We start from the raw sequence: 20,593 nt of genomic DNA, 5'->3' as shown, positions 1-20,593 counted from the left end.
TAGTCAGGTGATTGATTGGTTCGATCTCGGCGGGATCGTTAGGTCGGAGAGAATACAGCGGTGCCGGAAAGCCGTAAAGGCAGCGCGGAACGAAGACCTCCCATGCCAAGTTGTGCAGGGTCGCGCGGCCGCCATGTTATAGGACGGCGGAGCCCCTCCGCCGGAGACGATCCATGCCACACCCAGCCATCGTCAAAGACAATGTTGCCGTCATCACCGGTGGCGCGTCCGGCATCGGATTGGCCGCCGCCATGGCCTTTGCGCGCGCCGGCATGAAAGTCTGCATCGCCGACGTCGACCCGGCGCGGCTGGCGGAGGCCGCAACAAAACTGTCATCCGTCACGTCCGCCACACATGTGACGACGTCCATGGTCGATGTCAGCAAGTCAGAAAGCCTGACGGAACTGGAGCGCAGCGCGCGCGAGCGCTTTGGCGGCACCGACGTCCTCATGAACAATGCCGGCATCCAGCCCGGCAGCACGTTGTTCGCCGAGCCCGACAATTGGCAGCGGATCATCGGCGTCAACATGTGGGGCATTATCAACGGCTCGCGCATCTTCGCGCCCAACATGATCGCGCGCGGCAAGGCCGGTCTCATCATCAACACCGGTTCGAAGCAGGGTATCACCACGCCGCCCGGCGATCCCGCCTACAACGTCTCCAAGGCGGGCGTGAAAGCGTTTACGGAGGCCCTCCAGCACGAGCTGCGCAATACGAAGGACTGCAAGGTCAGCGCGCACCTGCTGATTCCCGGCTTCGTCTTCACCGGGCTCACCGCCAAGGGCCGCACCGAGAAGCCGGCCGGCGCCTGGACGCCGGAGCAGACCGTGGATTTCATGCTGGCGCAGCTCGAGGCCGGCGACTTCTACATTCTCTGTCCGGACAACGACGTGCCCCGCGCGCTCGACGAGAAGCGCATGCTCTGGGCCGCCGGCGACATCGTCGAGAACCGCCCGCCGCTCTCGCGCTGGCATCCGGATTACGCGGATGCGTTCGCGAAGTTCGTAAAGGGGGAGTAGGTTTGCAGACCCTCATGGTGAGGAGCGCGCCCTTGCGCGCGTCTCGAACCATGCAGGCCCGGCTGGGGCCTCTATCCTTCGAGACGCCCGCCTTCGGCGGGCCCCTCAGGATGAGGGGTTACAGCGTCTCTTGCTTATGCCCGCAATTCTTGCAGGCGAACGTGACGCGGCTCTGGCCCTTTTCGGCCTGGACCCGGTTCGGCGCGCCGCATTTGCCGCAGACGGCCTCGATGCGGGTCGAGCCCTGCTTGACGACGATGGTCTTCTTTTCCATCGATTCGCGGATCAGGCGCTCGGCCTCCTCACGCAGGGATTGTTTCGACAATGCTCATCTCCGCCTCTGAAAGCGCGAGAGCCATATCGCACCTGCGTTCGAATCTCAATCGGCAATGCCGGTCCAGACCTCGACAATCACACATCCGTCACGATCAAGATGCGCTGCACCAGCGCAATCGCGGTCTCGGTGGCAGGATCGGCCGACGTCACGGGAACCGCGAGCGCGAGGATATCGACGGGATCGGGCGACAGCACGACGAGATGCGTCGCGTTGCCTGCGGCCATCAGCGACACCAGCCGCTCCATCGCCGGATCATCAGGCAGATGCCCCCACGGCGCGTCCGCGCGTCGCAGCACGCGATGGGTCGTGAGACGGTTGCGCAACAGGACCGGATCGTAGGCCGCAAGATCGTCCTCGCGATAGCGCCTCGCGCTCTCGAACAGCGGGTGACGCAACAGCTCCGCGATGAGCTGGTCACGTGTGGTCGCAGGCGAAATCGCGACCGAGCTCAGCACACCCGCCGCGCGGGATTCGAGATAGGACCGCAGGGTATCGGTCATGAGGCCGATCGCCAGCACGCCCGACACGGCGATGGCGCAAAAGCGCGCGACCTGAGCGGCATCGACATCGGGCGCCACGAAGGCCGCAGCGAGCCCGAGCAGCGCCGAGCTCACCAGCCGAAGCACGGTGAGCAGCACGGCGTGCCAGCGCGCTTCACCACTGCTGCCGGCGATCAGGATCGCCGTGACCACGAGCAGCGCCCCGAGCGCGCCCAGCTTGATCGGCATGTTCGGCATCAACGCGCCGAAATCGGTGACGATGAAAGGCAGTACGATGACGGCGCCGATGGTCATGCGGTCGATGCTGCGGTTCTCCGATGCCATCAGCGACTGGCGGTCGCGGGTCGCGAGCAAGAACGCGCAGGCGGCGAAACCGCCGAGCTGGAACAACGCCAACGCGGCGGCATAGGGCGTGTCGAAGCGTTCGAGCCCGAGCGCACCGCCGATGCCGAGCACGACCGCGCCGACGATCACGGCGAGCTTGATGACACGGGGGGCGTGCCGCCTCAGCATCCCCTCGGTCACGATCAGCGCGCCGAACGGAATAAGCGCGGCGGGGATCACCGAGAGGTCGTCGAGCAGGCTGCTTCCGGTCAGCCACGCCGTGCTTCGGACCAGGAACAGCAGTGCGACGATACCGAGGGCGATCAGGAAGCGCCCGGTCAACGGGCTCCGCGCATCGCGGCGGTGGAGCGCGAGCATGGCGACGACAAGCCCGATCACGCCGCAGAAATTGACGATCGCATTGGCAATAACGACTGACGTCATCGGCTGCGCTCCTGCCGCGGCCGCAACGTGCCAAAAGCCCTGTCGTCGTCGAGCCAATGGATGACCGGCAGCACCAGCCGTTGCAGGGCGAGAAGCAGGGAGGCAACCAGCAAACCGGGGAGCGACCGGTGCGGCACCTGCTCGAACAGATAGGCGCGCGCGGCGGCAAGATCGATACGACCGATCTGGAGGAAATCATCCCCGCGGTGGTAATTCAGCTCGCGGATGCAGAAGTCGCCATATTGCGGGTCGCGGTGCTTCGGCGCCTCGTCGAACGTCTTCTTCAGCGCATCGGAGCCGCCGGTATAGGCGTCCGTGATCACGAAGCGGCTCTCGTCGAAGCCGGCATCGCCGCCCACGCCGAACACCTTGCGGTGATCTCGCATGATACCGCGCGCCAGCTGGAGATGGGCAAAGCTCTGCCGTGCCTCGGGGCGCGGCGACGGATAGACGTCGGAGAAGGTCTCGCTGACCATGCCGACCACCGAGGGCACCTGGGTGACGTTGGAGATCCAGCGTGGGCGCAGGCCGTCGCGCAGGAACAGCACCAGCGTGGTCAGGCCGTAGAGCACCCAGGACAGGCCCCGCCCGCGCGCTTCGGGATCGACCATGACTAGCCCGAGATGGGTAACATCGACGGGCGCGCCGTCGAGCTCGACCTGCATCATCGACAGCGCGTTGAAGGCTATCGGGCGGCCACTGTCCTGCTCCGAGATCAGCGTGACGATGGCACGGGACAGGCGCTCTCGTTCGCCGGAGAAGATGCCGTAGGTCAGCTCATCGGCCGGCAGCGTCTTGGCCGCGACGATGCGGAGCTGCGCCACGAGTTGATCGAGTTCGTGCTGCGGCAGCGACAGGCCGGGGCTCTCGACGATCCGGGTCACGTGCCCGGGATGGGTGCGCAGCGTGAGATCGATCGTCGGCTGAGCGAACGCCTTGAACCAGAACGCGGTATGGCCACGCAGCCGCCCGGCGGCCTCGCGCAGATGGCGCCAGCTTCGTTCGCTCCAAAGGTCTGCCATGCTCGCCTGCCCGTGATCCGGACGGTTTTTCACGCAAAGCGTTTAAAGAGCGATGAGCACCATTTTTGTGATGCTCGCAGGGTAAAGGATATGTTGCGGCGATTGCGGCAAATGACCGGACACGCGAGGAAGCGGCGGATGCTCTTGCATCCGCCGCCCCAGACTGGGTGCAGCTCGTTCTCCGGCGCTTTCTTTTTAAGCCGCCTTGGAGACTTCCATCAGCAGGCGCTCGGCCTTGGCGTCCTCGATGCGGTTCACCAGGCGGCTGCTCTCGTGATTGTCGCGGACGGTCTTGGTCAGGGTGATGCAGGTCTGGATCAGCATCACGATGCCCATGGTGAGATAGCCCTTCATCCAGAGGTCGATCGGCAGGAAGAAGATGCCAATGGCGACGAGGAAGGCGGAGGCGCCGAAGGACGCGTAAGTGAAGGTCACCCAGGCGCTGCTGTGGGGCTGGCCGTTCTGGTTCATGATGGTCTCCTGTTGGTTCGAATGATGATGATGGGATTTGGGATCAGGCAGTCGGCGCGCGCCTGGACTTCAATCGCGCGAGCACGTCGTCCGCGGTGGTCTTGAGCCGGGGACCAAAGCCCTGCTCGGCTAATCTCTCGGCGGTGGCGAGCGGACCGGTGGCCGCGTCGAGCTCGACCAGCGCATCGTCAGCTGCCTGTGCTTCCATCTGCCGGTCGCGCAGGCGCCTCAAGGTGCTCTCGGCCTCCGGCAGCGTGGATTCGTAAGGGCGTGCGGCTTCAATGCCGCTGCGGCGAAGCGAGCGCACCGCTTCCGAAGCGCGGGCGATGCGGCGGCCGCGATCGAGCTCGGTGATGCGGGCCTGCGCGCTTGCGACGTGCCGTTTCAGGCGGGCGATCTCGGTCGCGAACAGCGCGCGTGCCGTCAGCGCCGCGTCGCGATCGGCCTCCAGGCCAGCGATGGCTTCGGCCGCGTCCTTGGCGAGATCCTCGCGGCCGCCATCGAGCGCCGCAACGGCGCGGGTCTCGAGATCGGCGATACGGGCGATCGTCGCTTCGAGCTTGCGGCCTTCCTGCTGGTCCTGCGCGATCGCCAGCGCCAGCGTCCGCTTGCTGCGCTCGACGGCTGCGGCCGCATCGCGCATCTGCTGGTCGAGGATCAGAAGGGCCGTCCGGTCTTCCAGCTCCTCGCCGGCGGCGGCCACGCTGCCGCGGAAAAGGGTCACTACGGTCTTGAACATTTGCTGCTCCCTGTTATGAGCATTGCTCACGGATGCTTTGTAGCACACCTTGAGCGTCGCTCAAGAGAAATTTGAGCGACGCTCACGAATTTGGTTAACAAATGACTAAAGCCTTGGAACGCCGAGAGAAACTCAGATCCGACCTGATCCTGGCGGCGGAACGGATGATCGCGGCCCGCGGATTGGCCGGCCTGAAGACCCGCGATCTCGCCCGCGAGATCGGCTGCGCCAATGGCGCGGTCTACAATCTCGTGGCCGACGTGGACGAACTGATCCTGCGTGTCGGGTCGCGTACGCTGCTTCGGCTCGACGAGGCGCTGAGCGCAGCGGAAGGCGCCGGCGAGCCCTCGCCGCAGGAGACCCTGGTCCGCATCGCCATCGCCTATTGCGATTTCGCGGCAGAGAATCTCCAGCTCTGGCGCGCGCTGTTCGAGCATCGCATGGAGGCCGACAAGATCATCCCCGACTGGTCCGTCGACGACCAGATGCAGTTGTTTCGCCACATCTACCAACCGCTGGCCGCACTGTTTCCAAAGCGCAGCCCGGAGGAACTCGGCATCACCGCGCGCAGCCTGTTCTCGGCCGTGCATGGCATGGTGGCGCTGGGGCTGGAGCAGAAGCTGGTCGCCGTGCCGCTGCCGGCGCTGCGCAAGGAGATCGCCGGCCTGGTGCGCGCGATGATCGAGGGAATGATCGCGCGGGCTGCGTAATAGCCGAGAGGGCACAGCGAAACCGGCGGCTGACTAAAATTTCGCCTGTCGCATCGTGAGTGGCCCGCTTAGCCTTCGCTGCGTCCTGTCCCTCGCCTCTCCTCCGGAGTCCTCCATGCCCCTCCTCATCCGCGGCGGCACCGTCGTCAATCACGATCATTCGCGCCGCGCTGACGTGCTGATCGATGGCGAGACCGTCGTCGCGGTCGGCGCTTCGATCGATGCGCCCGCGGGCACTGAAGTGATCGACGCCGGCGGTGCTTACGTCATGCCGGGCGGCATCGACCCGCACACCCATCTCGAAATGCCGTTCATGGGCACGGTCACCGCCGACGATTTCGAATCGGGAACCAAGGCGGCGCTGACCGGCGGCACCACGATGGTGGTGGATTTCTGCCTGCCCGACCCCGGCCAGTCGATGCTCGCGGCCTATCAGGAATGGCGGCACAAATCCGAGAAGGCGGCCAGCGACTACGGCTTCCACATGGCGGTGACGTCATGGTCGAAGCAGATCCATGACGAGATGGAGACCGTGGTCAAAACCTACGGGATCAACACCTTCAAGCACTTCATGGCCTACAAGGGCGCGCTGATGGTGAACGATGACGAGCTCTACAACTCGTTCGCGCGCTGCGCGCATCTCGGTGCCATGCCGGTGGTGCACGCGGAGAACGGCGACGTCGTCGCGCTGATGCAGGAGGCGCTGATCGCGCGCGGCGTCACCGGCCCCGAGGGCCACGCCTATTCACGACCTCCGGAAGTCGAGGGCGAAGCCACCAACCGCGCCATCATGATCGCTGATATGACCGGCACGCCTGTTTACATCGTGCACACCAGCTGCCGCGAGGCGCACGAGGCAATCGCGCGGGCGCGCGCGGCGGGAAAACGCGTCTATGGCGAGCCGCTGATCCAGCATCTGTTGCTCGACGAACGTGAATACCAGAACAAGGACTGGAATCATTCCGCCCAGCGCGTGATGTCGCCGCCGTTCCGCGACAGATCGCATCAGGACAGCCTGTGGGCCGGCCTGCAATCCGGATCACTGCAAGTGGTCGCGACCGACCACTGCGCCTTCACCACGGAGCAGAAGCGGTTCGGGCTCGGCGACTTCAGAAAGATTCCGAACGGCACCGGCGGGCTCGAAGATCGCCTTGCGCTATTGTGGACCGCGGGCGTCGCCACCGGGCGGCTGACGAAAGAAGAGTTCGTCGCGGTGACCTCGGCGAACATCGCCCGCATCCTCAACATCTATCCGCGCAAGGGCGCGGTCGCGGTCGGCTCGGATGCCGATATCGTGGTGTGGGATCCCAGGGCGACAAAGACCATCAGCGCGAAACGACAGATGAGCCGGATCGATTACAACGTGTTCGAAGGATTCTCCTGCACGGGCGGTGCAGCGGTGACGCTGTCGCGCGGCCGTGTCGCCTGGAAGGATGGCGATCTGCGCGCCGAGGCGGGCGACGGGCATTATGTCGAGCGTCCGGCCTTCTCGCCGGTGCATGTCGCCAATTCCACCTGGAAGGAATTGACCACCCCGCGTGCGGTGGCTCGCGGAGCGGTGACGCCTTAACCGCGCCACGCGTGCTGGATGCGACGCCATGAAGCGCGGCCGATGGCATGCGCCTTGCCTCTTTATGTCGCAAATTTCTCTCGAGGAGGCAGCGATGAGCACATCACCTTTCGACATGACCCGCCGCAACGTCGTGCTTGGCGGCCTCGGCGTCGCTGGAATGACGGTCGCCCCGTCGCTTGCCTGGGCGCAGGGGCGCGCGGAGACGCTGCTGGTGGTGCAGGAGCTGGGGCCGAATTCGCTCGACATGCAGGGCGTCGGATCCAACCAGACCGTGAACGGCCTGTCCTGGAATTGCTACGACCGCCTGCTGACCTATGCCTCGAAGACACTGCCCGATGGGACGATCTCATACGACCGTGAGAAGCTCGCGCCCGAGCTTGCCGAAAGCTGGGAAGTCGCGGCCGACGGCATGTCCTGCACCTTCAAGCTGAGGCAGGACGCGAAATTCCACGATGGCACGCCCGTCACGGCCAGGGACGTCAAATGGTCGTTCGACCGCGCGGTGAAGGTCGGCGGCTTTCCGACCTTCCAGATGTCGGCGGGGTCATTGGAAAAGCCTGAGCAGTTCGTGGTCGTCGACGACCACACCTTCCGCATCGACTATGTCCGCAAGGACAAGATGCTGCTGTTCAACGTCGCCGTGGTCGTGCCCTTCGTCATCAATTCCGAGCTCGCGAAGAAGAATGCGACGCCGGAAGACCCCTGGGCGCTGGCGTGGCTGAGGAACAACGAGGCCGGGGGCGGCGCCTACAGGATCGAGAGCTGGAAGCCCGGCAGCGAAACCGTGCTCGCGCGTTTCGACGACTGGAAGAGCGGACCGCTGCCGAAGGTGAAGCGCGTGATCGCGCGCGACGTCCCTTCCGCCGGCACCCGCCGTGCCATGCTGGAGCGAGGCGATGCGGATATTTCCAGCGGCTTTGCGCCCCGCGATTTCGAGCAGATCATTAGAGAGGGCAAGGTCAAAGTGTCGGGCGTGCCGATCCCGAACGCGCTCTGGTCCATCGCGATGAACACGGCGAAGCCGCCATTCGACAATGTGAAGCTGCGTCAGGCCATTGCCTGGGCGATGCCTTACGAGCAGATCCAGAGCAGCGCCTTCTTCGGCCGCGCCGTTCCCATGTACGGCGGAGCGGCCGAAGTCTCAAAGCCGGTCTGGCCGCAGCCCTTCCCCTACGTCACCGATCTCGACAAAGCCAAGGCCCTGCTCAAGGAAGCAGGCTTCGAATCCGGCCTGGAGACGACGCTGTCGCTGGACACGGGGACGGCCACCGTCGGCGAGCCGACCGCCATCCTGATCCAGGAGAATCTCGCCAAGATCGGCATCAAGGCGGGAATCGAAAAAATCCCCGGCGCGAACTGGCGCACGACGCTGAACAAGAAAGAGCTGCCGCTCGCGCTCAACCGCTTCAGCGGCTGGCTCGATTATCCCGAATATTACTTCTACTGGAATTTCCACGGCAACAATTCGATCTTCAACATCTCCTCGTACCAGAACAAGGAGATGGACGCGCTGATCGACAAGGCGCGGTTCACCGCGGATGCGGCGGAGTACAACCGGTGCGTGAAGGATTTCATCGCGCTCTGCATGCGCGACGTTCCCGTCGTGCCGCTCAACCAGCCGATCCACGACGTCGCCATGCAGAAGGGCGTCAGCGGCTACGAGTTCTGGTTTCATCGCGAGCCTGACTACCGTCAGTTCGCGAAGGGCTAGTTTTGGCGAGCGACGGTGACAGTTCGTGAGGCGGCCCGCGCCTGCTCGGTCGGAAGGCCCCGCTCCAGCCGCGCTTCGCTCGCATGCAGCATCGCCGCGTCGAGCTTGCCCTGCCGCGATCCCTCCAGGGCGCAGGCAAAGATCCGGTAGTACTGCGCACCGTCATAGGCGACCAGCAGCAGATCGACGCCGGCGTTGATCGCCTCGACCACGGCCTTGCAGACGTCGTGCTGGTAGATCGCGCCCATCACGAGGTCGTCGGTCATCACCACGCCCTGATAGCCCCATTTGCCGCGGATGATGCCGTCGACGACCCGCTTCGAATGCGACGCGGCGCGATCGGGGTCGACCACAGTGAGCGTGACATGGCCGACCATGAGGGCGCTGCGCGAATGCGACAGCACTTCGCGGAATGGGAGCCAATCGGTTGCCTCCAACTCCCTCACCGGCGTGTTGAGGCTGGCACTGAAATGATGCGTGTCGGTGCGCACGCGTCCGATGCCGGGAAAATGCTTGAGTGTGGCGCCGACGCCTGACTCTTCCAGCCCGCGCACATAGGCGCTCGCGATCGTGCTGACGACGACAGGATCGGTCGCAATCGCGCGCTGGCCGATCAGCGTGTGGAAATCGAGGCGGTTGCGCCTCTGCGGCGGCTTGAGGTCGAGCACCGGCGCAAGATTGAGGTTGACGCCGAGCCCGGCAAGCTCGCGGCCGTGGATGCGGCCGAACTCTGCGGCCTTGGCCTGCTGGTCGTCGGGAGCGAGCCCGGCAAGCGTCGCCAGCGCCGGCACCTTCGTGAGCGGCGGCGCGAGATGCCCGACGATGCCGCCCTCCTGGTCCGCGGCGACGACCAGCGGCGGCAGGCCGGCGGCACGCCGCTTGTCCTGGAGCGCCGCGATCTCGGCCCGGAGCGCCTCGATCGTCCGGCCGCGGATGTTGTGCCGGGTGACATAGACGCCGCCGATCAAGCCTTGCTCGGCAAGGCGCGAGACCTCGGGAAAAGAGGAATAGCCGACCATGAAGTGAGGCCCGAGCTGGCGCGCTTCAGCGGCGCTCGCGCTGAGAATGTCGTGCTTGCGCAGCTCGAACTTCAGATGCGCCGCCGACATCAAGAGCGGCGGCAGGCACCACAGCATGACGAGCAGCTTGCCCATCATGCCGCGCCATCGCCCCCTGCGAAGCAGCATGGCGACGATGACGAGGCTTGCAACGACAAGCGCGATGTTTCCGGCGCCGCGCAAGGGGACCAGATAAGGATCGTTCTTGTTCGCGGCCGCGAATGCGACGACGAGCGCGGCAAGCCAGAGCAGGATGAGACCGATACGGTGGAGGATTTGCATGATGCGTCACGTCCAAAATGATGAACGCATCGCACCTATCAGCGCGACTTAGGCCGCGCGAGGGACAAAAGCGCACCTGCACGAAATCTGCAAAAGACTCCTGAAACCGTGCAGACGATGGCCCCGGCTTCTGCGCAAGCGCCGTGCAGATTGCACGACATCGACATTCACGAGAGGTCATTTGCACATGACGAGCCTGGCTACGACGATCGCCGCGGATCTCCAGCCGATCAGGCCTTCGACAGTATCAGTCAACCTCGCGATGGCGCTGGTGCTCGCCGCACTCGCCGACTGGCTGTTCTACGGTCAGAGGGCCGGGCTGTCGCTGGCCATTTTTGCGGTCGCGATCGTCTGCGCCTCCCTGCTCGCCAACCACGCGTCGCTGGACATCCGCCGCGCGGCGATCGGTGCCGTCACCGTCGTCATCGGACTGGTGCCCGCCATCGAAGAGCTCAACACGCTTTCGTTTCTGATCCTCGTTGCGGCGCTGGTCATCGCTCTGCTGCTTGCAACCAATCCTGAAACGACCGAACTCGCCGAGCGCGCCCGCGCGTTGCGAAACTTCGTCTTGTTCGGTCCCTTCAGAATTTTCCCCGACGCGCTTCAGGTCTTCAACATGTCGGCGTTCACCCGCGGCATCGCATTGTGGCTGATGCCGGTGGTGCTGGGCACCGTGTTCGTCGCGCTGTTCGCTGCCGCCAATCCCGTGATCGAGCAATGGGTCTCGCTGCTCAATCCAAGGATCATCCTCGAATATGTCAGCATCCCGCGCGTGCTGTTCTGGATCCTGATGCTGGCGCTGGTCTGGCCGTTCATCCATGTGCGTTGGCGGCGCCGGAAGGTTGCTGCAACCGCCCAAACCGATGTCGCGGCGCCGGAGCCGGTTGCGCCCTTCATCTCGCCGGAGTTCCTGGGTCCCTCCAGCATTCTGCGCTCGCTGATCCTGTTCAATCTGTTATTCGCGGCGCAGTCCATTCTCGACGGCATCTATCTGTGGGGGCATGTGGCCCTGCCAGCCAGCATGACCTATGCGGCCTATGCCCATCGCGGCGCCTATCCGCTGATCGCGACCGCGCTGCTCGCCGCCGCCTTCGTACTGATGACGATGCGGCCGGGCGGCCCGGCGGAACAGTCGAAGGTGATCCGGCCGCTGGTCTATCTCTGGGTCGGGCAGAACGTCCTTCTGGTCGCCTCCTCCATCCTCCGCCTCGACCTTTACGTCGACATCTACATGCTGACCTATTGGCGGATCGCGGCCTTCATCTGGATGGGGCTGGTGGCGCTGGGACTGGTCCTGATCGTGGCCCGCATCGCGCTCAACCAGTCCAACCAATGGCTCATCAGTGCCAATCTGATCACGTTAACGATCGTGCTGTATGTCGTCTCACTCGTGAACTTCGATGCCTTCATCGCCAACTACAATGTCGCCCACAGCCGGGAGGCGTCGGGCAACGGCGTGCAGATCGACATGAACTATCTCCTGACGCTCGGGCCGCAGGCGCTGCCAGCCATAGACAAGGCGATCATGCTCAAGCCCGGCATCCCCGAGAGCTGCCTTGTGTCGCGCCGCGACCGCCTTGTAGAACAGCAGCGCCAGGACCTCGCCTGGCGAAGCTGGGGCTTTCGGAACTGGCGGCTCCAGCGCAGGCTGGAAGCCCTGGCGACGAATCGGCCGGCGAGCTGACGAGGCAGCGGAGAGTTTCTTGGCGCATCGCATTCTCATCGTCGACGACGAAGGCCACATCCGCGAGGTCATACGCGTCGCCCTGAAGAAGGCCGGCATGGACGTGATCGAGGCTCGCGACGGCAAGGAGGCGCTCGCCCGCTTTGCCGCCGACAGGCCCGATCTGATCGTGCTCGACATCGGCATGCCCGAGTTCGACGGGCTCGACGTCTGCCGGGAGATCCGCAAGACCTCCGACGTGCCGATCCTGTTCCTGTCGGCACGCGATGAGGAGATCGACCGCATCCTCGGCCTCGAGATCGGCGGCGACGACTACGTGACCAAGCCGTTCAGCCCGCGCGAGCTGGTGGCGCGGGTCAATGTCATCCTGCGCCGCCTCAGTCCGCGCAATGGCGAGGCCAAGGCCGGTCCTGCCGCGCTGGTACAAGGCGGCCTGCTGATCGATCCCGAGCAGCATGTCGCGACCTTCACCGGCACGCCGCTGAAGCTGACCGCGATCGAGTTCGGCATCCTGCGCGCGTTCCTGACCCGGCCGACTTCGGTGTTCAACCGCGAGCAGCTGATGCGGGCGGCCTATCAGCTCAACATCCAGGTTTCCGACCGCACCATCGACAGCCACATCCGCAACATCCGTGCCAAACTCGCGGCGCTGAATTGCGAGAACGTCATCGAGACCATCCACGGCGTCGGCTTCAAGCTCGGGCGCTGCGAGAAAGAGACATGAGCGCGGCACCCGACAAATGGCGGCCGTCGGTGTGCTGCCGCTGGTCGGGCTGTTCTTCTTCCGCCTCTACGACAACCAGCTGATCCGCCAGACCCAGGCCGAGCTGATCGCGCAGAGCCGTGTGCTCGCCACGATCTATGCGCAGGAGGTCACCGCAAGACTCGATAACGGCCTCACGCTTGGCGCCGAGGTACCGCCGAACGTGCTGCCCGACCCCGGCGACCAGGTCACCCCGATCCGCCCCGCGCTTGACCTCACCGCCAACGATCTGTTGCGGCGGCGGCCCGATGCGCAAGCCGCGCCCCAGCCGGCGCAGCCCGCCTATGTCGAGATCGGCGCCAGGCTGACGCCGATCATCCGCGAGACCCAGAAGGTGACGCTGGCGGGCTTTCGCATCCTCGATCCGCAGGGCGTCGTGATCGCCGGGCGGCAGGAAGTCGGGCAATCGCTCGCCCATATCGAGGAAGTCGCGGATGCGCTGCACGGGCAGTATCGCGCCACCTTGCGCAACCGCGTGCCGGACAAGCCGCCGCCGCCGATCTATTCCTTCAGCCGCGGCCTCGGCGTGCACGTCTTCTCGGCGATGCCCGTCATTGTCAACAACCGCGTTGCGGGGGTGATCTACACCACGCGGACGCCGAGCAACATTTTTGACCATCTCTACCAGGAGCGGGCCAAGTTCGTGCTGGCGGGGCTTGCCGTCATCCTCGGCACCATCGCGATCGGCCTGGTGTTCTCGCGCACCATCACGCTGCCGATGCGTGAGCTGATCGACCGCGCCGCCAGAATCGGCCGCGGCGACCGCGAGGCGTTCAGGCCGCTGCGGCACTACGGTACGCGCGAGTTCGCCCAGCTCTCGCACAGTTTTCTCGGCATGGCGGAACAACTGGCGCGGCGCTCCGACTACATCGCGACGTTCTCGGCCCACCTCACGCACGAGCTGAAATCGCCGCTGACCTCGATCAAGGGCGCGGCCGAGCTGTTGCAGGATTCCTATCAGGGCAAATCCGAGGGCCTGACGCCGGCCGAGCAGAAGACGTTCATCGCCAACATCCTGTCCGACACGCAGCGGCTGGAGGCGATGGCGCAGCGGCTGCGCGAGCTGGCGCGGGCCGAAAGCCTGCCCCAGAACGAGCGCACGGAGCTGGCCCCCGTGATCGCCGACCTCAGGAGCCGGTTTCCGGCCAGCTCAATCGAGGCCAGCGGCAGCCTCGACCGCGCGATCGGCATGTCCTCGGAGAAGGCGCTGATCGTGCTGTCGCACCTCGCCGACAACGCCATGCGGCACAAGGCTGGGACAATCAGGCTGGAGGCGGTGGACGAGCGGACGACCCTGCTTGTGACTGTCAGCAATGACGGCGAGCCGATCTCGGCGCCGAACCGCGACAGGATTTTTGATGCGTTCTTCACCACCCGCCGCGACCAGGGCGGCACCGGCATGGGGCTGGCGATCGCACGTGCGGTGATGGCGAGCCATGGCGGCTCAATCAGGCTGAAGCCCACTGACCAAGGGGCCGCCTTCGAACTCCAATTCCCGGTAGCCTAGATCGCAAACACCCAGGCGGCGACGATGGTGCCGATGGTGACGAGACCGGCGATAGTCCAGCCGGCGGCATATTCAAGTTCGGGATGACCAGTCGCCCGCATGATCTCTGCCGGATCGGCGGTATGCTTGTGTGCCATGACTGCCTCGCACGTGTTTCCCCGTGTCATGGATAAGTCGCATCAGCCGGCAAAAGGTTCCGTCACGGAAATGCGAGGGGCACAAAATCGCGAAAACAACCCCATGCACAGTAGAAAGCCGTCTCCGGACCGAGGCTGGGTCGCGCCGGACAAGCATCTGACACACCGGTGCAAAACCGCTGCGCCGCGCAATCGCCGCGCGACCGGTGCCTTGCGCTCCAAATCCGGTTGCATGCTAGACTGACGCACGCAATCAAGGGCAGGAGGACAGCATGGCCGACAACAAGGCAAAGCGGGGCGGAGCCGATCGGGCGCTGATCGCGCTCACCGAGAAATACGAAGTCGCCTACTGGTCGAAGAAGTTCAAGGTGACCCCGGCCAAGCTCAAATACGCCGTCAAGAAGGTCGGCCACTCCGCCAAGAAGGTCGAGGCCTACATCAAGCTCCAGAAGCACCGCGCCTCCGACAAGAGCCGGATCGCGCTGAGCGAGGCCTATGAGGTCCGCTACTGGTCCAAGAAGTTCAAGATCACCCCGGCCAAGCTGAAGGCCGCCGTCGCCGCAGCCGGCCATTCTTCCAGGAAGGTGGAAGCCTACCTCGCCGCCCAGAAGGCGGCGAAGAAGAAGGCGGCCAAGAAGACGACGAAGAAGGCCGCCAAGCGGAAGAAAACCGCCTGAGACGCCGGATGCAGGAGGCAAGGATGCACGCCCGCAGGCATATCCTCACATGCGCCCTTGTCGTCGCCAGCGCGTCCGGGGCCTCCGGCGCCACGCCGGCAAAGGTCTCGGGCTCGACCGCGCTGGCGCTCGCGGGCGTGATCGCGCCGCTGTCGCCGGACCTTTCGGGCGGCGAGAAGAAGGCGGTGGCGATGCTGTTCGCCGCCAATAGCGACATTCCCTACAAGAAGCCGATCGTGGTGACCGCAGACAAGATCGTCTGCCGCACCGGCAATGTCGACATCACCGTGCGCAACTGCGAAGTCACCTTCGGCAAGAAGACGAAGACCGTGAACGGCTCCACCGCCAACGAGATCTTCGCCACCGAGGCGCTGGCCGGCATTCCGCCCGACGGCGCGGCGGGATCGAATTTCGAGAGCCTGACCAAGCTGAGCTGCACGATCGACCCCAACGCCATCAGGCGGAAGGACGGCAGCGGCGCAGAATGCACGTTCCAGCCGGGAAATTGAGCGACGCTCGAAGGACAAGCCGAGAGGTGCCGTGAAATCGCCTCAAGACGAGCTAACTAATAGGGCGAACTGAAAAGACAGGCCAAACCAGCGAGCCAATATCAGGCACGCAGGCCGGCACCATGATGAAGAATTATCTCGCATTTTTCCTGCTTCTGACCGTCTCGACCGCCTCCGCGCATGGCCCGCTGCCGGCGCGGCTGGCGGCGTCCTCCGATCTCGTGAAGGTGGGCCTCACCGATTCCGACACCACCGCCGGCGGCACCGCGCGGCTGTGCGAGCAGGTCACCTTCTCGCGCGGCCTGCGCTACGGCGAGAGTGAGGCCAATGTGCTCGATGTCGCCGCCAGCACGACCAAGGCGGATACGCCGCGGCCGGTGCTGCTGTTCGTGGCCGGCGACACCTTCACCGGCGACCGTGGAGCGCCGGACCTGTCCCGCGAGATCCAGGACCAGGTCATGTGCTTTGCCGCGCGCAACGACATGATCGGGGTCCGCGTCAACTATCGCCTGGCGCCCGCGGCGGCATGGCCGGCCGGCGCGAGCGACGTGGCGGCGGCGCTGTCCTGGGTCCACGGCAATATCGACCTGTTCAACGGCGATGCCCGCGAGATCGTCGCGGTCGGCTACGGCGCCGGCGCCTTCCATGTCGCCACCCTGCTGGCACATCCCGAGCTCCAGACCGACCGCGCCGACGTCGCGGGCGTCGTGCTGGTGTCCGGATTCTACCGCGCCGGCAAGGACGCCGGCGACAGCGTGAAGGCCTATCTCGGGACCGACGCTGCCCAATATGACAAGCGCTCGGTCTTCCCAGGCATCATCAACGTCGACGTGCCGATCGTGCTGGCCTGGTCGGCGGACGATGCCGCCGGCGTGGTGGCCCAGGGCGAGACGCTGAAGAAGACGCTCTGCGGCGCGGGCCATTGTCCGCGTGCCACGCTGCTGCGCAGCCGCGACGGCATCGCGAGCGCCTTCGGCCTCGACGGCTCCGGCGACAGCCTCGCCGAGCCGACGCTGCTGCTGGTGCATCAGTTGGAGGCGCGCGGGCTGCCGTAGCGGGGCGGGCGGCACGACGACGAAACACCATTTGCTGGGCTACCCCCCTCCCCAACCCTCCCCCACAAGGGGGGAGGGAGCCGAGCGGAGTTCGCCGCTACACCGTGACTCATCGCAAGCGCCCTAATAGATCGAGTCATGGGCCGCAGAGAAGGTCCGTTCCCTCCCCCTTGTGGGGGAGGGTTAGGGAGAGGGGTGCCACACGACGTGCTCTCTCAATCGGAAGATGAGTGAGCGCGCCTACGACGCGCCGCCGACGGCGCGTCGACACACCTGAGTCACCTCTCGCGCTAGACCTTGTGCACGGCGTTATCCGCGGTGGTGACCGCGATATCGGCGTAGCGACACGCGCCGTGGCGGCGCTGGAAGGGCGCCACGGCCAGCAGCCAGATTTTCGAGATGGCCTTCGCCGATCCGCCGATATGGGCCGCGTAGTCTGCTGCGACGTCGCGTTCGTGCGCCTGCCAGCTGCCGAGACCGACCTTCCCGGAACGCACGATCATATGCGTCTCGATCGCAGTCCATGCAGGTAACGGGCAGCGGAAGACCTTGCCTTCAGGCAAATATTCGCTCCAGACATAGGTCAGATCCTGCCCGTCCTCGAACTTCACGCCGATCGAGAGATAGTCGTGGGTCGCAGCCTGATCCTCCGCGACGACGGACGGCAATTGATCGATCTTCCAGCGCCACGCGAGGCGCGGACGGGAGGCCAATGCAAGCGGCAGCGGCCGCTCGATGATGCTGACATGGCCCGCGACGTCGCAGACGATCTCGCCGCCGGCGCCCTGGCTGAAGACCTCCTGTCCGCCGCCAAAGCCGAGCAGGTTCGACCAGCCCGGCGGCAGCTTGCCGCCCCGCTCCAGACGCGCAAGCTCGGATTTGAGCAGGCCGCCGACATCGCCTTGCGCCAGGAGGCTCTCGACGCCCACCGCGGCATCCCCGCGCCACAGCAGCGCGATCCCGCTGATCCTCACATCCGCCTTCTTGTAGATGTCTTCCGGCGTACCCAGGGCCCCATCCTCATTGGCCCATTCGGCGGCCGAACGCGCGACCTCGATGCGTCCATCGTGGGAGATCGTCATGGTTCCCGTATCCAGCATCGGATTGTACATCGGCCGCTGCCCACGCGTGCGCGCGTGGAAGATCAGGCCGGGGCCGAACCAGAGATCGCGATCGCGCGACAGCCACATGCGCCCGCCCAGGAGGAACGTCACCTGCTGGCCCCGCGTCGCGTCGAGACCGAGATCGGTCCAGGGCAGATCGGCACCGTTGATCTCGAACGCCTTATAGGCAACCAGTTCCGGTGAATTCGCCTTCGCGATGATGTCCTTGACGCCGCTCACCGGATCCGCCGGCGCCGGAACGCCCTGCTCTGCCGCTCGCGCCGTCTGCCATGCGGGACCGGCAAGGGGCAGCGCCAGGCCGAGTGCCGATGCACGCAACATGACATCACGCCGGGAAATTTTCCAGGCCGGAGACGAGAAGCCAAGACAAGCAAAGCACATGCATTCCTCCCTGCCCGTACGTGACACGGGCGTTTGGCCGTATTCCCCGGGGATTCGAATGCTATGCTTTCGCGCCGAATTCAGCCTGCCATGACGTGCCGACGTGGCCGCCGGTTTGGCGCGTGAGGGCAGATGCACCAGACCGGTTACACACGCGCGAGCACGCTCGGTCCGATCGCACAGGTCGTGACCGCGGCCGGAGGATCGATCGAGCGGGTGTTTCGCCGCGCCGATCTTCCCCTCGCCTTGCTGGAATCGCCCGACACGCTGCTGCCACTGCGCGATCATTTCCGGCTGTTGATGGTGACCTCGCGGGAATTGCACGACGAAGTCTTTGCGGCCCGGCTTGGTCGCCAGACGTCGATGGCGGGCCTCGGCGTTTTCGGCAGATGGGTGAGCCAGGCCCCGACCTTGCTCGAGGCGATCCAGCGCGCCGGAACGAGCCTGCCGCACATGCTGCAGAACGCCACCCAGCTGGTCGTCCGTCGTTACGGCAACGACCTTCACTGGTCATACGAATTGGCCGACCCTGCGCGCGACGGGCGCCAGCAGAACGAGATGCTCGCGATCTGGTACATGATTGCCGTCGTCAGGCATTTTGCCGGCGCCTGCTGGCTGCCGAACCGGATCGTCCTTGCGGACCTGCCAAGCCGGCTGCGATGTCCGGTCGGCGAATTGATGCGCACCGACACGGCGATCGGCAACGCCGCCAGCGCGATCGTTTTCGACCGCCGGCTGCTGACATCGGTCAATCCGGATCTCGAACAAGACGACGGGCTGAGCGCAAGCGAGCTCGGGCGCATTTTCGACCTGCCGGATCCGGAAGACCTGCCGGGCCGTCTATCCGTCCTGATCGAATTGGAGCTGCTCGACCGGCGTCCGACCCTGTCACGCATCGGAACCCGGTCGGGACTCGCAAGACGAACATTGCAACGCAGGCTCAGCGACGTGGGCCTGAGCTACAGCGACCTGTTGCGAAACGCGCTGCAGCGCCGGGCGGTGCGACTGTTGTGCCAGACGGACCGGTCGATCGGCGACATTGCATCCATGCTCGGCTATGACGACCCCGCCCATTTCAGCCGGGCCTTCGAGCGCTGGAGCGGCGTTCCCCCCACGCGCTGGCGCCGGCTGCTTGAATCGCGGGGGCTGCCGTAGCGGCGCGTCAGCACGTCTGCCGTTTCATGCGCGGCTGTCGCAGTCGGCCACAGGATTGCCAAACGCTTGACGTAGATCAACTCGCCTTGGTGCGAATTGAGCCGACCTCGTTGGGGGCCAACGACAAGGTGTCGAACATGCGCGTCACCGGCAGACTGCTGTTCGTTTCGATCGTCGCTTTCGCATCGCTGGGGGCGATGTCGCAGCAACACACCGAGCAACCCGCCACCGACAAGGAAATCCGCATCGGCAATGTGATGCCGTATTCGGGGCCGCTCTCGGAGTTCGGCGCGATCGGCAAGGCGGAGGCCGCCTATTTCGACATGGTCAACGCGAGCGGCGGGATCAACGGCCGCAAGATCCGCTTCATCACGCGCGACGACAATTCCGATCCCGGGACCGCGCTGGAGCTGACGCGCAATCTGGTCGAGAAGGACGACGTGCATGTCATGTTCGGATCGTTCGGCACGCCCGGCAATCTCGCCACGCGCTGGTACCTGAACGAGAAGAAGATCCCGCAGCTGTTCGTCGCCTCCGGTGACGAGGAGCTGAGCCAGGCCAAGGCGTTTCCCTGGACCATGGGCTGGCAGCCGTCGTTCCGGTCGGAAGGCCGCATCTACGCCAACTACATCCAGGCCTATTATCCCAGGAAGAAGATCGTCGTGCTCTGGCAGAACGACCAGTTCGGCCGCATGCTCTACAAGGGCATCCAGGAAGGTCTCGGCGATCTCAACCGACATGTCCTCGTCGACATCGCCTTCGACATCAATGACGAGCATCTCGAAGGCCACGTCTCGATCCTCAAGCGCGCCGGCGCCGACATCTTCGTCTTCCTCGGCGTGCCCTCGACCGCGTCCAAGGTGATCAAGCTTGCGGCGTCGCTCAATTGGCGCCCGGTCTTCATCGTGAACGATGCCTCCGCCACGATCGCCAATGCGATGGCGCCGGCGGGCCTGGAGAATTCGGCCGGCGTGATCTCGGCGGCCTTTTTGAAGGATCCGAGCGATCCCGCATGGAAGGACGATCCCGCCATGAAGGACTGGTTCGCCTTCATGGACAGGTACCACCAGATCGAAAGCACCAACAACAGCGCAGCGGTCTATGGCTACGCCGCTGCTGAGGCGCTGACGAAGGTGCTGAAGCAATGCGGCGACGATTTTTCGCGCGAGAACATCATGCGGCAGGCGGCGTCGCTGAAGGCCTTTCAGCCGTCCGTCGCGCTGCCCAACATCAGGATGAGCACCTCGCCGGAGAGCTATCTGCCGATCAGGCAGATGCGGCTGGTGCAATTTGACGGCCGCTCCTGGCAGCCATTTGGCGAGGTGATCGAGACGGCGTTCACGGAAGGTGCGGCAAGGTGAGGCTCACGTAAACCTTTTGCCGGGCCTCCCTCCTCTCTCGTTGCGGGAAG

General features: G+C 65.0%; 20 protein-coding genes. 12 read left to right on the top strand and 8 right to left on the bottom strand.

Translation table 11 applies throughout. From position 1 onward, the window contains the following. Positions 1–173: 173 nt before the first annotated feature. Positions 174–1,019 (top strand): SDR family NAD(P)-dependent oxidoreductase, encoded by an 846-nt coding sequence (locus RAD15_RS17875; RefSeq protein ID WP_458179453.1) that lies wholly within the window; start codon positions 174–176, stop codon positions 1,017–1,019. Between the two features lie 118 nt (positions 1,020–1,137). Here RAD15_RS17875 and RAD15_RS17870 read toward each other — a convergent pair whose 3' ends face one another. The 5 genes from RAD15_RS17870 to RAD15_RS17850 form a co-directional block, all read right to left on the bottom strand. After that, entirely contained in the window at positions 1,138–1,344 is a 207-nt protein-coding gene (locus RAD15_RS17870) for a hypothetical protein (protein WP_458179452.1), read from the bottom strand. An 86-nt stretch (positions 1,345–1,430) separates the two neighbouring features. Next, entirely contained in the window at positions 1,431–2,624 is a 1,194-nt protein-coding gene (locus RAD15_RS17865) for a hypothetical protein (protein ID WP_458179451.1), read from the bottom strand. Then, positions 2,621–3,646: a hypothetical protein gene (locus RAD15_RS17860; protein ID WP_458179450.1), complete on the bottom strand. Its 1,026-nt coding sequence runs from the start codon at positions 3,644–3,646 to the stop codon at positions 2,621–2,623. The genes RAD15_RS17865 and RAD15_RS17860 overlap by 4 nt, the downstream gene beginning before the upstream one ends. Before the next feature lie 195 nt (positions 3,647–3,841). Beyond that, positions 3,842–4,117: a YiaA/YiaB family inner membrane protein gene (locus tag RAD15_RS17855; protein WP_458179449.1), complete on the bottom strand. Its 276-nt coding sequence runs from the start codon at positions 4,115–4,117 to the stop codon at positions 3,842–3,844. Between the two features lie 43 nt (positions 4,118–4,160). After that, positions 4,161–4,856, bottom strand: coding sequence for a PspA/IM30 family protein (locus tag RAD15_RS17850; protein WP_458179448.1), 696 nt, complete (start codon positions 4,854–4,856; stop codon positions 4,161–4,163). A gap of 101 nt (positions 4,857–4,957) precedes the next feature. Between RAD15_RS17850 and RAD15_RS17845 the strand changes: the two genes are divergently transcribed. The 3 genes from RAD15_RS17845 to RAD15_RS17835 all read left to right on the top strand — a co-directional run bounded on the left by RAD15_RS17845 (position 4,958) and on the right by RAD15_RS17835 (position 8,850). After that, entirely contained in the window at positions 4,958–5,566 is a 609-nt protein-coding gene (locus RAD15_RS17845; protein ID WP_458179447.1) for a TetR/AcrR family transcriptional regulator, read from the top strand. Positions 5,567–5,681: 115 nt separating this feature from the next. Continuing rightward, positions 5,682–7,136 carry a dihydropyrimidinase gene (gene hydA / locus RAD15_RS17840; protein WP_458179446.1) on the top strand — a complete coding sequence of 485 codons (1,455 nt, stop codon included), beginning with the start codon at positions 5,682–5,684 and terminating at the stop codon, positions 7,134–7,136. Between the two features lie 94 nt (positions 7,137–7,230). Beyond that, positions 7,231–8,850 carry an ABC transporter substrate-binding protein gene (locus RAD15_RS17835; protein ID WP_458179445.1) on the top strand — a complete coding sequence of 540 codons (1,620 nt, stop codon included), beginning with the start codon at positions 7,231–7,233 and terminating at the stop codon, positions 8,848–8,850. On the opposite strand, the gene RAD15_RS17830 is transcribed toward RAD15_RS17835, so the two are convergent. Next, entirely contained in the window at positions 8,847–10,190 is a 1,344-nt protein-coding gene (locus RAD15_RS17830) for a glycoside hydrolase family 3 N-terminal domain-containing protein (RefSeq protein WP_458179444.1), read from the bottom strand. The genes RAD15_RS17835 and RAD15_RS17830 overlap by 4 nt on opposite strands. Before the next feature lie 187 nt (positions 10,191–10,377). Between RAD15_RS17830 and RAD15_RS17825 the strand changes: the two genes are divergently transcribed. Genes RAD15_RS17825 through RAD15_RS17815 form a run of 3 tightly spaced genes read left to right on the top strand, consistent with a single transcriptional unit; the run spans position 10,378 to position 14,144 of the window. Further along, positions 10,378–11,874 (top strand): DUF4153 domain-containing protein, encoded by a 1,497-nt coding sequence (locus tag RAD15_RS17825; protein WP_458179443.1) that lies wholly within the window; start codon positions 10,378–10,380, stop codon positions 11,872–11,874. A 19-nt stretch (positions 11,875–11,893) separates the two neighbouring features. After that, the gene (locus RAD15_RS17820) at positions 11,894–12,598 is read left to right on the top strand and encodes a response regulator transcription factor (RefSeq protein ID WP_458179442.1); all 705 of its coding nucleotides are present in this window, start codon (positions 11,894–11,896) and stop codon (positions 12,596–12,598) included. Positions 12,599–12,614: 16 nt separating this feature from the next. After that, the gene (locus tag RAD15_RS17815) at positions 12,615–14,144 is read left to right on the top strand and encodes an ATP-binding protein (RefSeq protein WP_458179441.1); all 1,530 of its coding nucleotides are present in this window, start codon (positions 12,615–12,617) and stop codon (positions 14,142–14,144) included. Here RAD15_RS17815 and RAD15_RS17810 read toward each other — a convergent pair. Beyond that, a complete protein-coding gene (locus tag RAD15_RS17810) occupies positions 14,141–14,281 on the bottom strand; it encodes a hypothetical protein (RefSeq protein ID WP_018321489.1) in 141 nt (46 codons plus the stop codon). The genes RAD15_RS17815 and RAD15_RS17810 overlap by 4 nt on opposite strands. Before the next feature lie 272 nt (positions 14,282–14,553). Here RAD15_RS17810 and RAD15_RS17805 point away from each other — a divergent pair, with 272 nt between their 5' ends. The 3 genes from RAD15_RS17805 (at position 14,554) to RAD15_RS17795 (ending at position 16,522) form a co-directional block, all read left to right on the top strand. Beyond that, on the top strand, positions 14,554–14,958 hold the full coding sequence (locus RAD15_RS17805; RefSeq protein WP_458179440.1) for a DUF3606 domain-containing protein: 405 nt from the start codon (positions 14,554–14,556) through the stop codon (positions 14,956–14,958). A 23-nt stretch (positions 14,959–14,981) separates the two neighbouring features. Beyond that, positions 14,982–15,467 (top strand): hypothetical protein, encoded by a 486-nt coding sequence (locus tag RAD15_RS17800; protein ID WP_458179439.1) that lies wholly within the window; start codon positions 14,982–14,984, stop codon positions 15,465–15,467. 125 nt (positions 15,468–15,592) lie between these two features. After that, entirely contained in the window at positions 15,593–16,522 is a 930-nt protein-coding gene (locus RAD15_RS17795) for a carboxylesterase family protein (RefSeq protein ID WP_458179668.1), read from the top strand. 290 nt (positions 16,523–16,812) lie between these two features. Here RAD15_RS17795 and RAD15_RS17790 read toward each other — a convergent pair whose 3' ends face one another. Beyond that, the gene (locus tag RAD15_RS17790) at positions 16,813–17,967 is read right to left on the bottom strand and encodes a DUF3047 domain-containing protein (protein WP_458179438.1); all 1,155 of its coding nucleotides are present in this window, start codon (positions 17,965–17,967) and stop codon (positions 16,813–16,815) included. 192 nt (positions 17,968–18,159) lie between these two features. Here RAD15_RS17790 and RAD15_RS17785 point away from each other — a divergent pair, with 192 nt between their 5' ends. Together RAD15_RS17785 and RAD15_RS17780 are read left to right on the top strand one after the other, a co-directional pair. Further along, positions 18,160–19,182, top strand: coding sequence for an AraC family transcriptional regulator ligand-binding domain-containing protein (locus RAD15_RS17785; RefSeq protein ID WP_458179437.1), 1,023 nt, complete (start codon positions 18,160–18,162; stop codon positions 19,180–19,182). 137 nt (positions 19,183–19,319) lie between these two features. Continuing rightward, complete coding sequence (locus tag RAD15_RS17780) at positions 19,320–20,543, top strand: ABC transporter substrate-binding protein (RefSeq protein ID WP_458179667.1); 1,224 nt, start codon at positions 19,320–19,322, stop codon at positions 20,541–20,543. The last annotated feature ends 50 nt before the right edge of the window (positions 20,544–20,593 follow it).

This window comes from Bradyrhizobium sp. 14AA, from assembly GCF_054185205.1.
The sequence above is the reverse complement of the archived record's forward strand: the minus strand, read 5'-3'. Positions and strand labels throughout refer to the sequence as shown.